The organism is Rhizobium sp. P38BS-XIX (assembly GCF_012641435.1).
Taxonomy (GTDB): Bacteria; Pseudomonadota; Alphaproteobacteria; order Rhizobiales; family Rhizobiaceae; genus Rhizobium.
The window spans coordinates 218,577-239,646 of the sequence record NZ_JABAIJ010000002.1; the positions used below are offsets into that span (position 1 = coordinate 218,577).

Below are 21,070 nucleotides of genomic sequence, written 5' to 3' on the forward strand. Positions count from 1 at the left end.
GGGCAGTCCGGCGTTTTTACAGAACAGGGGGCGCCACGATGAAATCGTATCTCGACCGACTTGCCACCGAACAGGGTATCTGCCTCACGAGGCCAAGCCCTGACGGCGTTGAGGTCCCGATCAGCGATGCAACAAAGCAAAAGCTTCTCGGCGCCCTTAAGGTCGACGTAGACCCGAGCACCGATCGATCGGTGGCCAAGCGGCCGGCAAATGCGCGATCTTCCAAAGGCATCGCAAAATCTTACCTTCCAGGCTTTTTGGAAGACGAGCGGGTCTGGGGAATTAGCTTACAACTTTATGAATTGCGGTCCGAACGAAACTGGGGAATTGGTGATTTTGAAGACCTGGTCCGGATGATCGAGATCGCTGCCTCTCTGGGCGCTGACTTTGTCGGCCTCAATCCGCTGCACGCACCGTTTCTCGCAGCCCCAGATCGGTGCAGCCCCTACGAGCCATCAAATCGATCTATGCTCAATCCCCTCTATATTGCCGTCGACAAAGTGTGTGGCTTCAAGGCGGATTCAGCGCTCGACAAAAAACTGCGAGAACTCCGGCAAACCGACGAGGTAAACTACGAACAAGTGGCTGAGATCAAGCTTAGCGAACTCCGGCGAATATGGCGAAATGCAAATGACGCCGTCATCGATGATCAGCCGGGTTTCAGGATCTTTGTCCGAGAGGGCGGCGAAAAGCTTAGATTGCACGCGCTCTTCGAGGTTATTTCGAGCGCCATGACCCAGCAGGGCGCCGGTGCGAGCTGGGAAACCTGGCCCGCAGAATTTCAATCCCCCGATACTCCCGCGGTCATGTCCTACGCAAATCGCCACCGCGATGAGATCGACTTTCATATCTGGTTGCAGTGGCTTACCCATAAGCAATTGATGCACGCAGCCATCACCGCGCGACATGCGGGATTGCGCATAGGCCTTTACCTTGATCTTGCCGTCGGTGAAGCGGTCGACGGTTCGGCGACATGGAGCGATCGGAACGCGTATGTGGCTGGCGCCACGATCGGAAGTCCACCGGATCCCTATGCCACACAAGGGCAGGATTGGCACCTTGCCGCATTTCGTCCCACCGTGATTGCGTCCGGTGAAGAACCGCCATTTCGTCGAATGCTGGCCGCCGCCATGCGTTATGCCGGCGCAATCCGGATCGACCATGCAGCGGCGTTGCGGCGCTTGTTTCTTGTGCCGCTCGACTGCCAACCGGACGGTGGAGCCTATGTGAACTATCCTCAGGAATCGTTGATGCAGCTGCTTGCAGAGGCGTCGTCACAGTATCATTGCCTGGTGATCGGTGAGGATCTCGGCATTCTGCCCGCAGGGCTTCAGGAAGATCTGGCAGAGGCGCAGATCCTTTCCTATCGGATTTTGTCGTATGAGCGGACCGACGGCGGGTTCAGGCTTCCGCATGAATATCCCCGGCACTCGATCGCCTGCATTTCAACCCACGATCATCAGACCTTGGCCTGCTGGTGGGCTGGCGCCGATATAGAAGCGCGTCTTAACCATGGGATCGTTCCGCACGATGTGACGAAACAGCATTTAAAGCAGCGCGTACGTGAGCGCGAGGATCTGCGCATTGCGCTTGGCATGGCGGGTAAGCGGCTTGCCGGTCGGCGCAGGCTTCGACGTCCGGCAGAAGAAGAATTGACCGCGCTCGTGGTCGAGGCGCATCGCTTTATCGCTCGAACGTCGTCCGTGATGAGTGCAGTGCGACTGGCGGATATGACCGCTGAGGAACGGCCCACCAATATTCCCGGAACAAGCCGAAGTTATCCCAATTGGAAGCCAAAGCTTTCAGTTCCGATCGAAAGCCTGTTAAAGGTGGAATTGCTGCATCACATCGCCGACGCGATGCGAAGTGAACGTCCGCCATCGAGCAAGAGAAACGCCTGAACTTATTACGGGGTGCGACGCGTCAGGGAGGCTCGGCGCTGCGTGGATCAAGGTCGTTGCTTGAATTGCGCTTAGCGCACGGCAGTCATGACTTGCTTAGGACTGATACGGTCGCCATCTAAGGAAATATTTCCAACGATATCAAACTGAGGAGCCGCGCCCGCGACGCGCTGGACATGAAGATGCATGAGTGCTGTAAATCGTTCGAGGACATGACGCTTAAAGAGCGGTCGACTTTGCTGAAAACAGTAGCCGATGCGTTGGAAGCCACTGCGGATGAAGCCGAGGAGGTGGGCGACCTGCGTTTTGCCGCCAACTCCATGTGCATTGCCCACACGATCAGAGGGATGGTCAACAATTCAGCTGAGCGGGACAACACTGCGGCCGAGGTGTTGCTCGAACAAGGTATTGTTCTGGTTCATCAGTTTTCAAGCAGGCAGCAGCGCCGCCTGAATTGAACTTGCGGCAAGTCTCACGCCGCCACGGATAAAATGAGGCGCGTAATTACGCCATCGATCCGCCAACGAGTAATCGCACTGATCGCAAGATCTGTTCTAGGTAGCGGTCAGCCCACCAAACGCTCTCACGTGAAGTAAAACATCAATATCGCCGCGGCAATTAGCGCTACGCAACCAATTAAAAAAGACCAGGCCGCAGCTCTCAACCTCGGATTGGTACGGATGCGCGTCGATAAGTCCGGGACGGGGGGCACGCCAGCGGAAAGATTAGTGTCGAGATACCTAGCCATAATGGTCTCCTTCGTTTGGTAACGTTCCTGCCTCTGCTGAGTTCCTTCCGGTCGTGGGCTGGCAGTGATTAACTAGGCAGCGACGTCGCTTGGCTAGCAGCAATCCGGCTACGCACCGGCAGAGGGTGTCTGAAGAAGCGATTTCGCTTTGCGGCAGCGTCGTCAAGCTGATTCTGGCTACACGATCGGTGGCCCAATCAAGGCTTTTGCTGTCGCTCGACCAGTAAAGACATTCCCTGCTGAGGAGGACTGACATCGCCGGAAACGTCGGTTCAGCTTTAAAGGAATGCGGCGGCGCGTGCCGATTTTTCTCCCAGGAATTCTGCGAGCGTTGTTCGGGCACGCGAAACGCGACTTTTGATCGTCCCGATCTCGCATCCGCAACGTTCCGCCGCCGCCTCATAGGAGACGCCGTCAACGATCATCAGCAGCGCGTCTCGTTGATATGCGGGAAGACGGTCGAGCGCCAGGCTGACATCCATGGCATAAAGATGGAGATTCTGCTGGCTTGCGACAGGAACCTCGAACAGGCCATCATCGTTCGAACAGAGGTGCACACGCTTTTGACGTTTGTATTCCGTCATATAGGTGTTTCTCATGATCGTGAATGCCCAGCTTTTCAATTTTGTGCCGGGCTCGAAGCTATTTAGATGAGCAATCATCCTGCCGACTGTTTCCTGCATCAGGTCGTCTGCGTCTGTCTCGCTGACAACGAATCTGCGTGCAAAATTGCGTAAGGCAGGAAGCAGAGCGACTATGTCTTTCTGCATGGATGGGTCTATGTCTGTCGGCATTGTGAGTTTCTCCTAACAGACCTGCAATGTCCGTTAGATGCCGATGTTCCATAGTTCTTCTGTTGGTACGCAAGCGCACATACCTCTCTTTTGAGAATTCGCTGTTGAAGCTTGGGTTCGCAAAACCTGTTTGCCCGAACGATCGGTTATGCGGTTCAAAGTCCACTTAAACAACTGAGGCATGACATGGTATTGTTCGGGGATCGGCGATTGTTCTTTCGGTCGGTATCAATGATTATCGCGTCACTCACGTTGACGCGATACCGGCAACATGATCAATTGCCCGATCTATCATTGCCAGATCCATTGACGAAAGCGGCATAAAATCAGGTGCGCTGTGTGTTTGGTCGCACCGTCACGTTTCGGCCAACATATCCCTTACGGCGGAAACGACCGCATCCGATGTAATACCAAACTTCTTATAGATGTCGCTGATCTTGCCTGAGGCGCCGAAGCTGTGCATGCCGATAAAACGGCCGTCAAGGCCGAGGTAGCGATCCCAGCTGTCCTGCACGGCGGCTTCTATAGCGACACGGGCAGTCGTCGGCCCAAGGACCTGCAGCTTGTAGTCCCGATCCTGCTTGTCGAAGAGAAGGCGACACGGCATCGAGACCACAGCCGCCTGGATTCCCTCCGCACCGAGTTTCTGGCGCGCCTCGACGGCGAGATGCAGCTCGGAGCCGGTCGCCATGATCGTCGCGTCGCGCTGACCACCTTCGGCCTCGAGCAGAACATAGCCACCCCTTTGCGAGAGATTGGTGCGAACGGGATCTTTGCGCAAAAGCGGCATGGGCTGCCGGGACAAAGCGATAACGGCCGCTTGGCGGGGCTCATTGAGGATTGCCTCCCAACATTCCGCTGTCTCAATAGGGTCACCCGGGCGGTAGACGGCAAGCCCAGGGATGGCGCGAAGAGCGCTCAGATGTTCGATCGGCTGGTGCGTGGGACCGTCTTCGCCAAGGCCGATCGAATCGTGCGTCATCACGAAAATGGAGCGTATTTCCATCATGGATGCGAGCCGGATGGCCGGGCGCGCATAATCCGAGAACGTCAGAAATGTGCCGCCATATGGAATAAGTCCCCCATGGAGCGCCATCCCATTGATGGCAGCGGCCATACCATGTTCGCGCACGCCGTAATGAATGTAGGAAGCGTCATAGTTCCCCGGAGAGATCTCGATCTGCGTTGTCGCTTTGGTATTGTTCGATGTCGTCAGATCTGCTGATCCACCGATGAGCTCCGGTAATCTTTGCGCCAGATGGTTGAGGACGATGCCGCTCGCCTGGCGTGTCGCAAGCTCTTTGTCGCTGGCACGAAGCTCCTCCATGGCGGCCTTGATTGCATCCCGCCAATCTGTTGGGAGCTCACCTTTCATGCGACGATCGAATTCCGATCTGACATCGCCGTCAAGCTCGTTGACGCGGGAAGCCCAGGCTTTACGCTCTTCTTGCCCCTTCGCACCGGTGCGACGCCATTCCCGCAACAATTCGTCGGGTATTTCAAACGGTGGAGACGGCCAGTCGAGCAGGGTGCGAGCACCGGCGATTTCGTCCTCACCGGGTGCGTCGCTATGAGCTTTTTTCGTCCCGGCCCGGGTGGGAAAGCCAAAGCCGATAATCGTTTTACATGCAATCATCGATGGTCGGTCAACGACACTCTGCGCTTCGATAATCGCTTGTCGAACAGCATCGGTGTCATGGCCGTCGATGTCTTGTACATGCCAATTTGAAGCGCGGAAACGTGCCGACTGATCGTCTGACTCGGCAAGTTTGGTCGATCCATCGATCGAAATGGAATTATTGTCCCAGAAAGCGATCAATTTACCAAGTTTCAGGTGACCGGCCAGCGCGATCGCCTCCTGGCTGATGCCCTCCATAAGGCAACCGTCTCCGAGGAACACATAGGTGAAATGGTTCGATAATCCATCGCCGAACTTGGCGTTCATGATACGCTCGGCAAGTGCAAAGCCGACTGAATTTGCAACGCCTTGTCCGAGCGGGCCGGTGGTTGTCTCGATGCCAGCGGCATGGTGATATTCGGGGTGGCCAGGGGTCCGGCTGTCAACCTGCCGAAAATTTCGGATCTCCTCGATTGTCATATCCTTGTAGCCGGTCAGGTAAAGCAGGCTATAAAGGAGCATGGACCCGTGGCCGTTGGAAATCAGGAAGCGATCGCGGTCGAACCAATATGGATCAGCGGCATCGAATCTCAGGAATTCGGTGAAGAGCACGGTCGCAATGTCGGCCATGCCCATCGGCATGCCGGGGTGACCGCTTTTGGCCCTTTGCACGGCATCCATCGAAAGAAATCGAATGCAGTTTGCGAGCTTGAAAAGCCGTTCGTCGGCAGGCTTCTTCAACGAGGAGGTTTGTTGATCGGTCATTGGTATCTCCGGCTTTGATCGCGACGAACCGCCATGTGGCACATAACACCCGCACGATATTATCCGTCCGTTTGGCTATACGCGGTCCTCCTGCGAACAAAGGCGAACCGCGAAAGTTCCCGCAAAGTCTCGATCCAGTTTGGACAGGCTGTCGAGCGGCGCATTTGTCCGGGGCGGCTTCTTATCGCCTAAGGCCGGCTGCCGCTCGTTTCACTCCTGGTCGCTTACTTAGACACAGGCGGCAGTTGCGCGGGCTGGGCAAAGATTTTGTTTTACATTTTGGCGATGCACGAGTTCAATGGAGGTCTCTCTTGGGCCCGAAGAGCGCCCGCGCGATATTCTCCAGATCGATGGGCTTCTCGTTCAAAACGAAGCCCTTGAACTTATCAGGGAGAACCGACGCGTCGTACCCGCTTGCGAACACGAATTCAATGTCGAGCGTCACCAGACGCTCAGCAACAGGAAACACGAGCTCTCCCTCAAGGTGGATATCGAGGATAGCTGCATCCACGTGCTCGTCATCGATCAGTTGAAGCGCCACGTCGATCTGCCCAGTTGGTCCGACAACAATCGCGCCGAGTTGTTCCAGTCGATATCTCGTCTCGTCGGCCAATAAATATTCATCTTCGACGATCAGGATACGCCTTCCGGCAAACATCTGGCTGTAAGACGCGGCCATAATCCATCCTCCGTCGCATTCGTCTATCGAGGAAGCGGCAACGCTTCCGATTGAACACCCATGTCCTTTTTGCAACCAAGCCGACGCGCAGCTCATGAATTCACGCGTCGCTCGGGCTTTGCAGCTCGATCGGGGGCAACTGCAAGGGAAGCCCTTCCTGCCTGACCTCGATAATCACGGTCTTAAATGGAGCATCCCGCAACTTTGACAGCCCTGGTTGATCCGCAACTGGCAACAAGTGGCTACTGGACCACAATACCAAAATCACGCTGGCTGCGAAATTATCGGATCTTTCCGCTTCCGACCTTGGCCGTTCTATCGCAGTTATTCTGGCGATCGTGCCCAACTATGTCTAAGAACGAATGTTCCGAACAAGTCGCCGGTTGGGTTGAATGACGCCAGATGTCAAAACGCCCTTCCTGTCGTTCTATCGGAACAAGTAGCGCCTTGGCAGGTTAGCTCCGATAATCGCCGTGACCAAAGTCGTCGGCGCGACATTGGAGAACAGCAGGATGACGCTTGCTTCCAAGCCACGGCTCTTGGTCAATTATGCGAAAATCTACTATGTGAATCCACTTTTACTTGCGGGCCGTGATCAATGGGCGGAGCTTTTTGATCATGCCGTTTCGCTTGGCTTCGATAGCGTTTTATCCGCGCCGGTTTTTCAACGTTCGGAAGGCGGGAGTGTCTTCTCAACGGCCGACTATGAGCGGCTTGATCCCGCTCTGGGTTTGGGAGAGGACAGTGAGGAGGGCGTGACCCATCTCGCTCACCTGGCGCAGGAGCGAGAACTCGGTCTGATGCTGGATGTGCCGATCCAGATCACTTCATCGACCAGGGGAGGGCTCGATCCAAGGCGGTCGCCATTGGCTTTGAACGGCGTCTCGGACGGCTCTTCGCGCGAGCTGAGCGAGGAGTGGGCGGCACGGCTCGCAAGGTTTACCGAGTATGGTGTTTGCGGTTACCGGATGCTTGGCCTTGAAGGTTTTTCCCCGGAGAGCTGGCGCCAATTGATTTCAGCGGCGAAAGACGTGCGTGCGGGAACCCAGTGTTTTGCCTATACGCCTGGAACCGACTTTGCACTGCGTGAGGCGTTGCAGGGCTGTGGGTTTGATGCCGTATTTTCGTCTGTTGCATGGTGGGATCTGCGCGAAAGCTGGCTTCTCAATGAATATCGACTTCAGCGGTCATTCGATCGACAGATCGCGTTTCCGGAAGCGCCATTTGCAAAACGCATCGCCCATGGCTTGGAGAGCCGCGAGGTCCGAGAACGCAGGTCACGCCGCGCGCTGAATGTGGCGGCTGAGTTTGGCGATGGCCTTCTGATCCCGATGGGTTTTGAGTTTGGCGCGACCTTGCCGCTGGACCCGCTTTATGGACGAGCAGAGGGCCTGCGCAAACTAAGAGCGGATGGAGATTTCGACATCTCGACAGATCTGCGCGATCTGAATTTTGCCAAAGCAGCTGATTCTACGAAGTGGACTGCGATCCGTTCTGAAACCATGGGGTCGCTGACCATACTGACCCAGGCTGATGAACCGGATTTGAGAAATGCCGAGGATGCGCGGCTGGTCGTGATCAACCGCGACCTGCGCGAAAGCAGGTCCGTCGCCGAAGACCAGATCGCGCGGATAGCCGCACCCTTTCGGCCGAACGACATCGCATCGGTGCAGGTCGCTCCTGGTGAGCTCGTTGTTTTAGCCATGACAAAGCGTCCGGCAATTATCGGCGCTCCGGTTCGGCTTGCTATCGATGATGCGACAGCCATGCCGCGTATCGCCATCGAGCACGTGAGCCCGACGGTGGACGGCGGCCGCTTTCCGATCAAGCGCGTCATCGGCAACGCGGTCACGATCGAAGCGGACATCTTTGCCGACGGTCATGATGTGCTTTCGGCGGCTTTGCTCTACCGTCCTTGCGACGAAAGCGTGTGGCGCGAAGCGAGAATGGATCTCACTGAAAACGATCGCTGGCGCGGATCGTTTCTCCTTGACCGCATCGGCCGCTTCGAGTTTCGCGTTGCAGCGTGGAAAAATCCCTTTGCGATTTTTCGCTACGAGTTTGCCAAAAAGAACGAGGCGCGTCTCGATTTGCATCTGGAGGTGATCGAGGGAGAGGATCTGGTTCGTCAGTCGGCGGAACATCCCAGCGAGATAATGGACGCAGAAGGCAAGGCGGAACTTCTCTTGATCGCCTCTCAACTCAAAGATTGTGCGACACCGCAGAAAATCGAAATGCTGTTGTCGGGTCGCCTCAGCGAGTTGATGGCCAAGGCGGACCGCCGGCCATTCCTGACCCACTCGTCGACATTCGGTGTCGAGGCTGAGCGCAAAGAGGCCGCGTTCGCGAGCTGGTATCAAGTCTTTCCTCGCTCGCAGAGTGGCGATCCCGAGCGACACGGCACGTTCGACGATGTCGTCGCGCGTCTCCCGGCAATTCGCGAAATGGGTTTTGACGTTCTTTATTTCCCGCCGATCCATCCGATCGGTCATACCAATCGCAAAGGGCGCAACAACTCGCTGATCGCGACACCGGCGGACCCGGGCAGTCCTTACGCGATCGGCTCGGAGGCGGGAGGCCATGACGCCATCCATCCACTGCTTGGTCAATTCGGTGATTTCGAGCGATTGGTGGACCAGGCGCGGCTACACGGGCTCGAGATCGCACTTGATCTCGCCATTCAGGCTTCACCGGATCACCCTTGGCTCAAGGACCATCCAGGCTGGTTCGACTGGCGACCGGACGGCACCATTCGCTATGCGGAAAATCCGCCCAAGAAATACGAGGATATTGTCAACGTCGATTTCTATGCGAAGGATTCAGTTCCCGCGCTCTGGGTGGAGTTACGTGATATCGTCGACATGTGGGTCGAGGAAGGTGTCAGGCTCTTTCGTGTCGACAATCCTCACACCAAACCGTTTCCATTCTGGGAGTGGCTGATCGGCGATATTCGCGCTCGCCATCCCGATGTGGTCTTTCTGTCTGAAGCGTTCACGCGTCCAAAAGTTATGTACCGGCTTGCCAAGGTCGGATTCTCGCAATCCTATACCTATTTCACCTGGCGAAATGCACGATGGGATCTCGAACAGTATATGATCGAGCTCACACAAGGAGAGCCAAAAGAGTTTTTCCGGCCGCACTTCTTCGTCAATACTCATGACATCAACCCCGATTTTCTCCAGAACGCGCCGCGGCCCGCCTATCTCATCCGGGCGGCGCTGGCGGCGACCCTCTCCGGTCTATGGGGCGTCTATAACGGGTTCGAACTGTGCGAGGGCCGGCCGGATGCAAAACGCAAGGAATACGCCGACAGCGAGAAATACGAGATCCGAGCGTGGGATTACGATCGCCCTGGAAACATCAAAGCTGAAATCGCCATGCTCAATCGGATCCGAAAGGACAACCCCGCGCTTCAATCCCATCTTGGATTGACCCTGCTTTCCTCTTCGAACCCCAACGTCATGTTTTTCGAAAAGGCAAGCACGGACCGTGGCAACGTCCTCTTGATCGCCGTGACCCTCGATCCAGACACCATGCAAGAGAGCACGGTTGAGTTTCCCCTTTGGCATTTCGGTCTCGGTGACGAGGGCACACTCGCCTTCGAGGATCTCGTCAGCGGCGAACGGTTCGATCGCTCGGGCAAATGGCAGCAGATCAGACTGGATCCGAACCGGCTACCCTTTGCCATCTGGCGTATCAGAACGGGAGGAGTGTGAGATGGATGCCGCAGTCATGGACGATTTGAACACGAGTACCGCCGATCTCCTTTGGTACAAAGACGCCATCATTTACCAATTGCATATCAAGTCATTCTACGACGCCAACGGCGATGGTATCGGAGACTTCGAGGGCTTGTATCAGAAGCTCGATCATATCGCAGCTCTCGGCGTGACAGCGATCTGGTTGTTGCCGTTTTTTCCGTCACCCAGGCGTGATGACGGTTACGACATCGCCGACTATCGGGACGTCAGTCCGGACTATGGCACTGTCGATGACTTTCGCAAATTCGTGGCGGCTGCTCATGAGCGCAACATTCGTGTCATCATTGAGCTGGTCATCAATCACACATCCGATCAGCACCCCTGGTTCCAGCGAGCCCGCCAATCGCCTGTCGGCAGTCCCGAACGGGATTTTTACGTGTGGTCTGATACGGATCAGAAATTTCCAGAAACGCGCATCATCTTCCTCGATACCGAGAAGTCGAACTGGACGTTCGATCCTGTGGCCGGCGCATACTATTGGCACCGCTTTTATTCGCATCAGCCGGACCTCAATTTCGACAACCCTCTTGTGATGGAAGAATTGCTGGACATCATGCGGTTCTGGCTTGAAACCGGGATCGACGGGTTTCGACTGGATGCCATTCCTTATCTTGTCGAGCGTGAGGGGACGAACAACGAAAACCTCGCCGAAACCCATCAGGTCCTGAAGCGAATGCGCGCCGCACTCGATGCCACGCATCCCGGAGTGATGTTGTTGGCCGAGGCGAACCAATGGCCTGAAGATACGCGCGAATATTTCGGTGATGGCGACGAGTGTCACATGGCGTTTCATTTCCCGCTGATGCCGCGCATGTATATGGCCATCGCCAAGGAAGACCGATTTCCAATCACCGATATCATGCGTCAAACACCGGATATTCCCGACGCCTGCCAGTGGGCAATCTTCCTGCGCAACCATGATGAACTGACGCTTGAAATGGTGACCGATGCAGAACGGGATTATCTGTGGGAGACGTATGCCTCCGACAAACGTGCGCGCATCAATCTCGGTATCCGTCGTCGGCTTGCACCCCTTATGGAGCGCGACCGGCGGCGCATCGAACTCATGAACGCGTTACTCTTGTCGATGCCGGGCACGCCCGTCGTTTATTACGGCGACGAGATCGGGATGGGCGATAATATCTACCTCGGCGATCGTGACGGCGTGCGCACTCCGATGCAATGGTCTCCCGATCGAAATGGCGGCTTTTCCCGCGCAGAGCCAGCGCGACTGGTGTTGCCGCCAGTCGCCGATGCACTTTACGGATTTGAGGCGTTGAACGTCGAGGCACAGGTCTCAGACGCGCACTCCTTGTTGAACTGGACGCGGCGCATGCTTGCGCTCCGCGGGCGACACAGTGCTTTCGGACGGGGATCTCTGCGGTTTCTAACGCCGAGCAACCGTCGCATCCTCGCTTATCTACGTGAGTATAATGACGAGATCATCCTCTGCGTCGCCAACCTCTCCCGGCTACCGCAGGCAGTCGAGCTTGATCTATCGAGCTTCGAAGGGCGCGTGCCTATCGAGCTAACCGGAATGTCGCCGTTTCCTCCGATCGGCCAGCTCACATATCTTTTGACGTTGGCGCCCTATGGATTTTTCTGGTTTCAGTTGAATGCAGAAGCGGATGGACCGACGTGGCGCGCGGCGCCGCCCGAGCAGCTCGCGGATTTCACCACCGTTGTTGTGAGACGCAGTCTGACGGAACTTGTGGAATTGCCGCAGCATGTCGCCACCTTGAGCCGAGACGTCTTGCCGGCTTACTTGTCGAAGCGCCGCTGGTTCGGCGCCAAGGATCAACCACTCCAGGACGCGCGTCTGGTTTCGGCAACGCCGATGCCGTTCGCCGAAGGCGTGGTTCTCGGCGAAATCGAGGCGGTGCTTCCCGACCACGTCGAAACCTATCAGCTGCCGCTTGCCGTGGAATGGGATGACACGCCCCCGAATATTCTTGGCCAGCAGCTTTCGCTTGCGCGCATCCGCCAAGGTCGGCGGGTAGGCTTCCTCACCGACGGTTTCGCCGTCGATGCCATGGCGCGGGGAATTCTACAGGGGCTTCGCGACCGCTCCAAGGTGACCGGTCGCACAGGCACAATCGAGTTTATCGGCACCGACCAGTTGGATCGCCTGGCGCTGACGGACGGTATGGCAATTCAATGGCTGTCTGCCGAGCAGTCCAACAGCTCGCTGATTATCGGCGATCTTGCAATGATCAAGCTGATCCGTCACGTGTTCGTCGGTATCCATCCCGAAGTTGAGATGACGCGCTATCTCACGCAGCACGGATATGAACACACTGCGCCCCTTCTGGGTGAGGTGGTTCGAACTGACGGTGAAGGCAGACGCTCGACCCTCATCATCGTACAGGGCGCAATTCGCAACCAGGGTGATGCCTGGAACTGGATGCTGTCCAATCTCCGCCGGGTTGCCGACGAGATCGTGATCACCGAGGCAGCGATCGACAGCGCAGACGAACAGCTTCAGCCCCTTTTGCATTTCGTCGCCATGGTCGGCGAGCGCCTCGGCGAATTGCATGCTCTACTTGCCGAACCATCGGATGACGAGGCTTTCTCACCGCATAGAGCGGATCCTGACGACGTCGACGTCATTCGCAAGGCCGTCACGGGCGAAATTTCCTATGCCTTTTCGAAGCTGGCCGATCTGCAGAATGACGTTGAGGCCGAGGTGTCGTCCCAGATCCAGGCACTCCTTTCCAATCGCGAACGCATCCTAGCGCTTGCCGGCAGACTGGCTGACGGCGCCTCGCAGACGTTACTGACTCGGACACATGGCGATTTCCATCTTGGGCAGATCCTCGTCACGGAAGGTGACGCAGTCATCATCGATTTCGAGGGAGAACCCGCTCGCAACCTTGCTGAACGCCGGGCGAAGACCAGCCCACTGCGGGATGCTGCCGGCCTTCTGCGATCGCTCGACTACCTGACGGCAACAGCCATGCTTGAAAACGATGCGATTTCCGATCATCACGACGGTCGACGCAGGGCGGTGATCGAGCGCTTCGGCGACAGCGCCGAGAAGGTCTTTATGACCAGCTATGAAAAAGCCCTCTCGACCTCGACAGAGCTCCCGAATAAATCCGGGGACGTCAGGCAGGTCCTCGACATATTCCTGCTCGAGAAGGCGGCCTACGAAATAGCCTATGAGGCACGCAACCGGCCGAAATGGCTTCCTATACCACTGCGCGGTTTCGTCAGCATTCTGTCGCGTCTGTCGGAGAGCAACTCATGATGAATGCGGCTGCCGATATCCTTGAAGGCGTGGACAATGCAGCTCTGGACGACCTGGTCCACGGTCGGCATGGCGACCCTTTTTCTATTCTCGGTCTCCATCGAGGCACAGATGGCCGCTACCGGATCCGGATTTTTCTTCCCGGTGCCCTGCGTGTCGACATAGTCGAGCGAAATAGCGCGATCCCAATCGCATCTGCCGAGCTCGTACACCCTGCGGGCTTGTTTGGTGTCAGCTTGGCGGAGGCTCGCCCTTACAGTCTGCGCATCGAATGGCCGAATGCCATCCAGTTGACTGACGACCCATACAGTTTCGAGCCGCTCCTCGGTGATCTGGATCTGCATTTGATTTCAGAAGGAACGCATTACGATCTCACAAAGGCGCTTGGAGCGAACCCGCTAACGGTGAATGATGTCGAGGGCGTTCGCTTCGCGGTGTGGGCGCCCAATGCGAAGCGTGTCTCCCTCGTCGGTGATTTTAATGCGTGGGACGGACGTCGCCATCCGATGCGACTTCGCTCGCAGGCCGGTGTCTGGGAGATATTCGTTCCGCATCTGACCGTAGGCGAGCGTTACAAGTTTGAGATCCTTGATCGGCTTGGCAACCTCCTTCCACAGAAGGCCGACCCGGTCGCGCGGTCAGCCGAACCGGCTCCCTCGACCGCGTCGGTGGTTGCTTCGTCTCGGCCCTTCCCATGGAGTGATGCCCATTGGATGAACGAGCGCGCAGGACAAGCTCGTTCGGAAACGGCTATGTCGATATACGAAGTTCACGTGGGTTCGTGGCTGCGAGATATGGAAGAGGCTGGGCGATCGCTTGACTGGATCGAACTGGCACAACGTCTTGTTCCCTACGTTCGGGATATGGGATTTACCCACATCGAGCTGCTGCCCATTATGGAGCATCCGTTCGGAGGCTCGTGGGGATATCAGCCACTCGGCATGTTTGCTCCTACCGGTCGATATGGCACGCCTGAGGATTTTTCCTATTTCGTGGACCGCTGCCACGGCGAAGGCGTCGGCGTGATCCTTGACTGGGTGCCCGCCCACTTTCCGACCGACATTTGGGGGCTGGCGCGCTTCGACGGGACCGCTCTTTATGAACATGAGGACCCGCGTGAGGGCTTCCATCGTGACTGGAACACGTTGATCTACAATCTTGGACGCAACGAAGTGAGAGGTTTTCTCATTGCCAGCGCGCTTGAGTGGCTTGAACGATTTCACATTGACGGCTTACGCGTCGATGCGGTCGCCTCCATGCTCTACCGCGATTACAGCCGGCCTGAAGGCGAGTGGATCCCAAACCGCTACGGCGGCCGTGAGAACCTCGAAGCCATCGAGTTCTTCAAGCACCTGAACAGCATCGTCCATGATCGGCATCCGGGCGCCGTCATGATCGCCGAAGAGTCGACCGCGTTTCCCAATGTCACCACACGTCCAGAGGAGGGGGGGCTCGGCTTCGACATGAAATGGAACATGGGATGGATGCACGACACCCTTCATTACATCTCATCGGACCCTGTCTACCGAAAATACGACCATGGCTCGATGACGTTCGGGATGGTCTATGCCTACAGTGAGCGATTTATCTTACCGTTTTCCCACGACGAAGTGGTTCACGGAAAAGGGGCGCTCATTGCAAAAATGCCTGGAGACAGCTGGCAGAAAATGGCCAATCTTCGAGCATTGTACGGCTTCATGTGGGGCCATCCAGGCAAGAAGCTGCTATTCATGGGATGCGAGATCGGTCAGGTCGCTGAATGGAATCATGATCGATCCGTTGAATGGAACAGCCTTGATCAGAAAGAGCACAGCGGTCTGCAGCGGTTTGTCCGGGATTTGAACCGCGTCTATCGACATTTCCCCTGCCTCCAACATGGTGACACAGAGGCGGACGGATTTGAGTGGGCTGTCGTCGACGATGCCGAACAATCCATCATTGCAATGCTTCGTTTCGATGCCGCGCACCGGTCGGTCATGCTCGTCGTCTCTAATTTCACGCCGGTTTTACGCAACGACTATCGCATCGGCGTCCCTGTCGGCGGATTATGGCGGCAAATCCTGAATAGCGATGGCGAAGTTTACGGCGGCAGTGGTTTTGAAAATCGTGATTGTATGTCCGACAATGTTCCAATGCATGGGCGTGACCAATCGCTTCGCCTCAACCTGCCGCCACTGTCGACTTTGATGTTCGTCCGTGAACACCAGAACGGCGAAACTTAGAAGACAACGGCGATAGAAATCGGTCGCCGCCTAAAACGGAAGAACTTTCTGTCTTTTGAGCATGAATGTCGGCCGCGGGGCGCGACTTCTGGTTGGCGACAATTATCAGACGTCAAGAAAAGCTGGATGTTGCTCTGTCAATTCATAAAAGTGACGACAACTCCAGGCTTCACCATCCCGGACAGTTCCTCGACATCCCAGTTCGTCAGGCGCACGCAACCATGTGATCCTGTCTTGCCGACAAGGTTTGGCTCAGGGGTGCCATGAATGCCGTAGGTGGGCTCCGTGAGATCGATCCAAACCGTTCCGACCGGATTGTTGGGACCACCGGGCAATTTCAGGATCTGCTTGTTATTGCCCTGCTGGAAATTTATTTTCGGGTTGTAGACGTAGACTGGCATCCGTGCGACGCCCTTGACCTTATGGGTTCCCGTCGGAGACGGTGTTTCCTCGCTCCCGATCGTTGCGGGATACACGGCCAACAGCGATTTGTCCTTGCCAAAGGCGAAGACCTGGCCGGTTTTGCGATGGACCTCAATGTTTCCAATGTTTCCAATGCTGCCATGACGAGCCTCGCCCGCGACAGCAACCGCAATCGTTTCACCGGCTGCGAAGGACGCTGTAGGGTTAAGCTTTTTCAGCAAATTTTCGTCCATATGAAATCGTTCGGCGAGCCTTTCAGCGACGCTCGTATAACCGAGTGCAGACATCTGTGCCTGCTTTGCGTAGTCTTCCGGTATCATCTCGACCAGGCCGGCGACATCATCGCCGGTAATGGCATAGGCCTGAACGACCGGAACCTGATCTGCAAGCCTTTGCATCACCTCTTGATCCAGCTTGCCGTCAGCGGGAAGCCCCTGGATTGCTTCGAAGCCCGCAATTGCTTTCGTTAAATTTTCTCCCGGCAAGCCGTCGATAACACCAGGTGACGCGCCGGCGCGATCAAGCAGGATCTGAAGTTTCACGATGTCGGGAGCCGGCTCCGTCGGTTTGCCCGGCGGCAGATCTGCCGTTTTTTCGGTGATCGTCGCCTCATTGATGTCGCTTGCATCGATTGCGGACGCGACGGCGGGAAAAATCAATAGCGAACCCATGAGGAGCCCGCAGTGTAGGATGGACCTTTGCATGTGCTGAAAAGCGCCATTGTGAGAAATTGTTCCGTCGCCCGATTGGAAATCGCGACGGGATCATCCCGCAATGGCCAAGCGCTCGGAGCGAACGGTCAGAGTCTCGAACGTTCGATGAACCGCTACGAGCCCCGATCAGGCTCGTGAATTGGACATCCATTGAAGCGCTCGCGAAACTGCGCCGAATGCTCGTATGGCGCCTTTCGGGCACGATTGATGTTTCCGAGTGGTCGGTGGGCCTCCAAGCCGGTCCAGACGCTGAAACGCATCTGGTCATCAACCTTCTCCACCTGATCAGGGCTCCAACTGTCTTGGCTCGCCGCCTGGAGGGTCGCCACCGTCAAAAACGGTGCTTCCGTCTCGTCCCATTGAACCGTCGGGTCCTCGATCGGCTGCTTGCTCAAATCCCGACAGAGTTGAACGCGAAACTCCCACACCGCAGTCAAATGCCGCATTTCCATCTGTACCGCATCGCGGATCGCGTCGTTGTGGTCGTCGGCGTCGATTTTTCTGCCGGTTAACTTGGTAAGGGCACTCGACACGGGCTTGACGCTGAATTTGGCGATATAGTCGCCGTAACGGAATGGGGTGACGCTGAAATACGTTTCGCCGAGGGGATCGACATTGGGCGCACCACCCATAGACTGAACAGTCGTGCTCGAAACACCAACCGCCTCCAGAGCCGAATTGACACCCTGAAGCACAGTTGAAATGGTCTTTTTGGTGCCTTCCAGGCGATCGGTTGTCTTTGCCAGCATTTTCAGGCTGCCGAGAAACTTCTCGGCGGTCTTTGCTTGGAAGATCGGTCCGTTCACAAGAACGAAGTCCTGCGTGCTTCCTGCCGCATCGGGCAAGCGCTGCCCGCTGACGCCCATGACTTTGATTGCAAGTCCGCGTGGAAGGGAAATTGCATCCGGCAGGATATCGCCGGCGTTTGTCGAGATGCGTAAATATGCGTCATACGCTTGCGGGCGGGAAAATAGACCCTGAGCCAGTTCAGGCGGCAGCCCGTCGTGAACGGTCAAAACCGCCTTCAGGACGCCGTGGGCTTTGGCGTGCACTGCCCGCACTGCGTGGCCGTAATCTCGCGCGGTCGTCGACAGGATTTTGTCAAATGCCGCATTTAAATCGTCGATCGTCTGCGCTTCATCGGGCTCCATCGTCTCGACGTTTGGCGAAAAGATCACGGGCGAAGTGCTGGTCATAAGTTAAATTCCTTTGCGCGGGATGCGTGCCAAATCGTGGCGAACAAACTTTGTTCCCGCCTCCAGCGTCAACGAACGAGTTGATCTCGCGCGCGAGGGTTTGCCTCCTCGCGCTATGGATCGTGGCCAGCGTTTTGAAGAAGGAGCCGGGAATGCTTCGGTGAATTTTCGATGGACATCGTCAGAAACCGCAGCAGGATCGATGCCAAACTCTTCGCCCTGAACGGGAATACACAGGTACCCTTTCGCGGTGCGGAGGAGCGAAGACGGACCAAGACAGCCAATGTTAAGTGGGAAAAGCTCATTCGTTCCCCGATCGTGGCCAACAGCTGAGAAGCGATCGATAGCGAGGCCGTCACTTGGGTAGCGGCGTCCATTGCGAGGAAGGATCGCACTATTTGCTGGGCGAGGCGTGTTTGCTGGGCGTGTCGTCTCTCCGAATCCGCGTCGTGTTGGCGCAACGATTTGCAGACAGCTGTCCTGCAAGGTGATGACGACGCGATCTCAAGTCGAAGCGCTGCCGGCTAGCCGTGCCGGGAAACAACGGGACGTCCGTCCTTGCTGCGGATTCCGTCAATTCGATTGTCAGTTGGTCGGTGTTCCGATGCCGCATGATCGTTCCTCTGTGCCACGGACCCTGTCTATTGCAGTTGCTTTGCGGACTTCGGTCTGCCCGCTGGGATCGGTTCAATCCGCGCGATTCTTGGGAACAACAGATCGCGCGCTTGGTTCGGCTCCGACAGCACCGCCTTAGGTATCTTGGTTATTCAATCACCGTTGACGCACACATTCAGGTCCGGGCATTTGTCGCGGCCCGCTTGCCGGCCGCGAAAACAAGCGCTGGCGCCGCGGCCGTCGTCACATTCCCAAGACCATAAAGCACAGGAAGGACAGGAGTATGATGGAAGATCCAACGAGCAAATATCCAAAGCCGCCTTTCGAGAAACAAAGCCAGCCTTTTCCCGGCCTTGCGAATGCGATGCGTCCAAAACCCGATCACGGAGAAGTCTCCTATAAAGGCTCAGGGCGTCTCGCCGGCCGCAAGGCACTGATTACCGGTGGCGATTCCGGCATGGGACGTGCCGCAGCAATCGCTTACGCGCGAGAAGGTGCGGACGTCGCGATCAACTATTTGCCTGACGAGGAAGACGATGCAAAGGAAGTTATCTCCTTGATTGAAGCGGAGGGGCGCAAGGCTTTTGCCCTGCCGGGCGATCTGCGGGACGAATTCTTTTGTGAAAAGCTTATCGCAAATTCAGTTTCGGTTCTGGGTGGCCTCGACATCCTGGTCAACAATGCTGGCCGGCAGCAGCAGGCGCAATCGATCCTGGATATTACGACAGATGCCTTCGACGCGACAATGAAGACCAACATCTACGCGATGTTCTGGTTGACCAAGGCTGCCCTCAAGCACCTGAAGCCGGGCGCTGTGATCATTCAGACCACCTCGGAGCAAGCCTACGACCCCTCGGCGAATTTGGTTGATTACGCCATCACCAAGGCGGCTGCCATGAACTTCACGAAGTCCATGGCAAAGCAGCTCGCATCCAGAGGGATCCGCGTGAACGGCGTCGCGCCTGGTCCTATTTGGACGCCGCTGCAAGTCTGCGGTGGTGCAACCATGGAGAAGCTCGAGAATTTTGGCGGGGATGCACCTATGGGTCGGCCGGGGCAACCTGCGGAACTCGCCTCCATCTATGTGCAGCTGGCCGATCCGCTCGCGAGTTACGCAACGGGCCAGGTCTACGGCTCTGCCGGAGGCGGCGGACAGCCGTAAAAGCTCGCATCTACTTATGTAAGGCAAAGGAAGAACGATATGAAGGCTTTAACCTGGCACGGCAGCGGTGACATCCGGTGTGAAACCGTCGATGATCCAATCATTCAGGATGACCGTGATGCCATAATCAAGGTGACCAGCTGCGCGATCTGCGGCTCTGATCTTCACCTGTATGGGGGCTATGTTCCTGGAATGCACGCGGGCGACGTCATGGGCCACGAAACCATGGGCGAAGTCGTGGAGGTTGGGCGAGGCAACAGCAAACTCAAGATTGGAGACCGGGTCGTCGTTCCCTTTACGATTTCATGCGGAGAATGCAGGATGTGTCGATGGAACCTCTTCTCCTTGTGTGAACGGTCTAACCCGAAAGGACCAAAGGAGGCGCAACAGGTGGGATACCCGACCGCCGGGCTGTTTGGATATTCTGAACTTTACGGCGGCTTTCCAGGCGGCCAGGCGCAGTTCCTGCGGATACCTTACGCCGATGTCGGTCCTATCAAGGTACCTGAAGGCCTTTCCGACGAGCAGGTCCTTTTTCTCTCGGACATCTTTCCGACTGGTTACATGGCGGCGGAAAACTGCAATATCCAGCAGAGTCAGACCATCGCAGTTTTTGGTTGCGGCCCGGTTGGGCTTTTTGCAATCAAGTCGGCATTTTTGCTGGGTGCCGAGCGTGTGATTGCCGTCGATACGGTACCGAAGCGCCTGGAACTTGCCAGGCAGTGCGGTGCGGAAACGCTGGATTACGCCGAAGGCGATCTTCAAAAGCGCATCCTGGACATAACAAGTGGACAAGGTCCCGATGCGGTAATCGAAGCTGTCGGCATGGAAAGTCATGGCTCCGGCGGGCTGCTGGAGGCTTTGCAGACCAAGCTTACGAGCACCGAACGCCCCTACGCATTGCATGAAGCCATTCTTGCCTGCCGCCCCGGGGGGACTGTCTCTTTACCTGGCGTTTTTGTCGGTGCGGCTGTTCCTACGCCACTTGGGGCGTTTGTTGGCAAGGGGCTGACATTGAAGACCGGCCAAACGCATGTTCAGAAATATCTTCAGCCGCTGATGGATCTCATTATTGAAGGCAGGATCGATCCATCATTCCTGATAACGCACAGAGTTGGAATTGAGGATGGTCCGCAGGCTTACGAAACCTTCCGCGACAAGACGGATGGTTGCGTCAAGGTTGTTATAAGACCAAACGGCTGAGTACTTCTTTGACCCCCCGG

Annotated in this window: 12 protein-coding genes; 7 read left to right on the plus strand and 5 right to left on the minus strand. The window is 56.5% G+C overall.

Annotated elements, in window-relative coordinates; translation table 11 throughout:
• Nucleotides 1-38 precede the first annotated feature (38 nt).
• Nucleotides 39-1,901, plus strand: coding sequence for a 4-alpha-glucanotransferase (malQ, locus tag HGP17_RS10140; protein WP_168809098.1), 1,863 nt, complete (start codon nt 39-41; stop codon nt 1,899-1,901).
• A gap of 182 nt (nt 1,902-2,083) precedes the next feature.
• Nucleotides 2,084-2,359 (plus strand): hypothetical protein, encoded by a 276-nt coding sequence (locus HGP17_RS10145; protein WP_168809100.1) that lies wholly within the window; start codon nt 2,084-2,086, stop codon nt 2,357-2,359.
• Between the two features lie 568 nt (nt 2,360-2,927).
• On the opposite strand, the gene HGP17_RS10150 is transcribed toward HGP17_RS10145, so the two are convergent.
• The 3 genes from HGP17_RS10150 to HGP17_RS10160 form a co-directional block, all read right to left on the minus strand.
• Nucleotides 2,928-3,443, minus strand: a complete 516-nt coding sequence (locus tag HGP17_RS10150; protein WP_168808513.1) for a sigma-70 family RNA polymerase sigma factor — start codon at nt 3,441-3,443, stop codon at nt 2,928-2,930.
• Nucleotides 3,444-3,798: 355 nt separating this feature from the next.
• Nucleotides 3,799-5,826 carry a transketolase gene (gene tkt, locus HGP17_RS10155; protein WP_168808514.1) on the minus strand — a complete coding sequence of 676 codons (2,028 nt, stop codon included), beginning with the start codon at nt 5,824-5,826 and terminating at the stop codon, nt 3,799-3,801.
• Nucleotides 5,827-6,121: 295 nt separating this feature from the next.
• Nucleotides 6,122-6,508 (minus strand): response regulator, encoded by a 387-nt coding sequence (locus HGP17_RS10160; RefSeq protein ID WP_168809102.1) that lies wholly within the window; start codon nt 6,506-6,508, stop codon nt 6,122-6,124.
• A 509-nt stretch (nt 6,509-7,017) separates the two neighbouring features.
• Between HGP17_RS10160 and HGP17_RS10165 the strand changes: the two genes are divergently transcribed.
• Genes HGP17_RS10165 through glgB form a run of 3 tightly spaced genes read left to right on the plus strand, consistent with a single transcriptional unit; the run spans nt 7,018 to nt 15,738 of the window.
• Nucleotides 7,018-10,221 (plus strand): alpha-1,4-glucan--maltose-1-phosphate maltosyltransferase, encoded by a 3,204-nt coding sequence (locus HGP17_RS10165; RefSeq protein ID WP_168809103.1) that lies wholly within the window; start codon nt 7,018-7,020, stop codon nt 10,219-10,221.
• Between the two features lie 16 nt (nt 10,222-10,237).
• Nucleotides 10,238-13,516, plus strand: a complete 3,279-nt coding sequence (treS, locus tag HGP17_RS10170; RefSeq protein WP_168809104.1) for a maltose alpha-D-glucosyltransferase — start codon at nt 10,238-10,240, stop codon at nt 13,514-13,516.
• Nucleotides 13,516-15,738 (plus strand): 1,4-alpha-glucan branching protein GlgB, encoded by a 2,223-nt coding sequence (gene glgB / locus HGP17_RS10175; protein WP_168809105.1) that lies wholly within the window; start codon nt 13,516-13,518, stop codon nt 15,736-15,738. Before treS ends, glgB begins: the two co-directional genes overlap by 1 nt.
• Nucleotides 15,739-15,875: 137 nt before the next feature.
• Here glgB and HGP17_RS10180 read toward each other — a convergent pair whose 3' ends face one another.
• Both HGP17_RS10180 and HGP17_RS10185 read right to left on the minus strand, forming a co-directional pair.
• Nucleotides 15,876-16,832, minus strand: a complete 957-nt coding sequence (locus HGP17_RS10180; RefSeq protein ID WP_246704012.1) for a L,D-transpeptidase — start codon at nt 16,830-16,832, stop codon at nt 15,876-15,878.
• Between the two features lie 155 nt (nt 16,833-16,987).
• Nucleotides 16,988-18,070 (minus strand): catalase family protein, encoded by a 1,083-nt coding sequence (locus tag HGP17_RS10185; RefSeq protein WP_168808516.1) that lies wholly within the window; start codon nt 18,068-18,070, stop codon nt 16,988-16,990.
• 898 nt (nt 18,071-18,968) lie between these two features.
• On the opposite strand from HGP17_RS10185, the gene HGP17_RS10190 reads away from it, so the two are divergent.
• Together HGP17_RS10190 and HGP17_RS10195 are read left to right on the plus strand one after the other, a co-directional pair.
• On the plus strand, nt 18,969-19,847 hold the full coding sequence (locus HGP17_RS10190) for an SDR family oxidoreductase (protein ID WP_168808517.1): 879 nt from the start codon (nt 18,969-18,971) through the stop codon (nt 19,845-19,847).
• Nucleotides 19,848-19,886: 39 nt separating this feature from the next.
• Nucleotides 19,887-21,050, plus strand: coding sequence for a zinc-dependent alcohol dehydrogenase (locus HGP17_RS10195; RefSeq protein ID WP_168808518.1), 1,164 nt, complete (start codon nt 19,887-19,889; stop codon nt 21,048-21,050).
• Nucleotides 21,051-21,070: the final 20 nt, after the last annotated feature.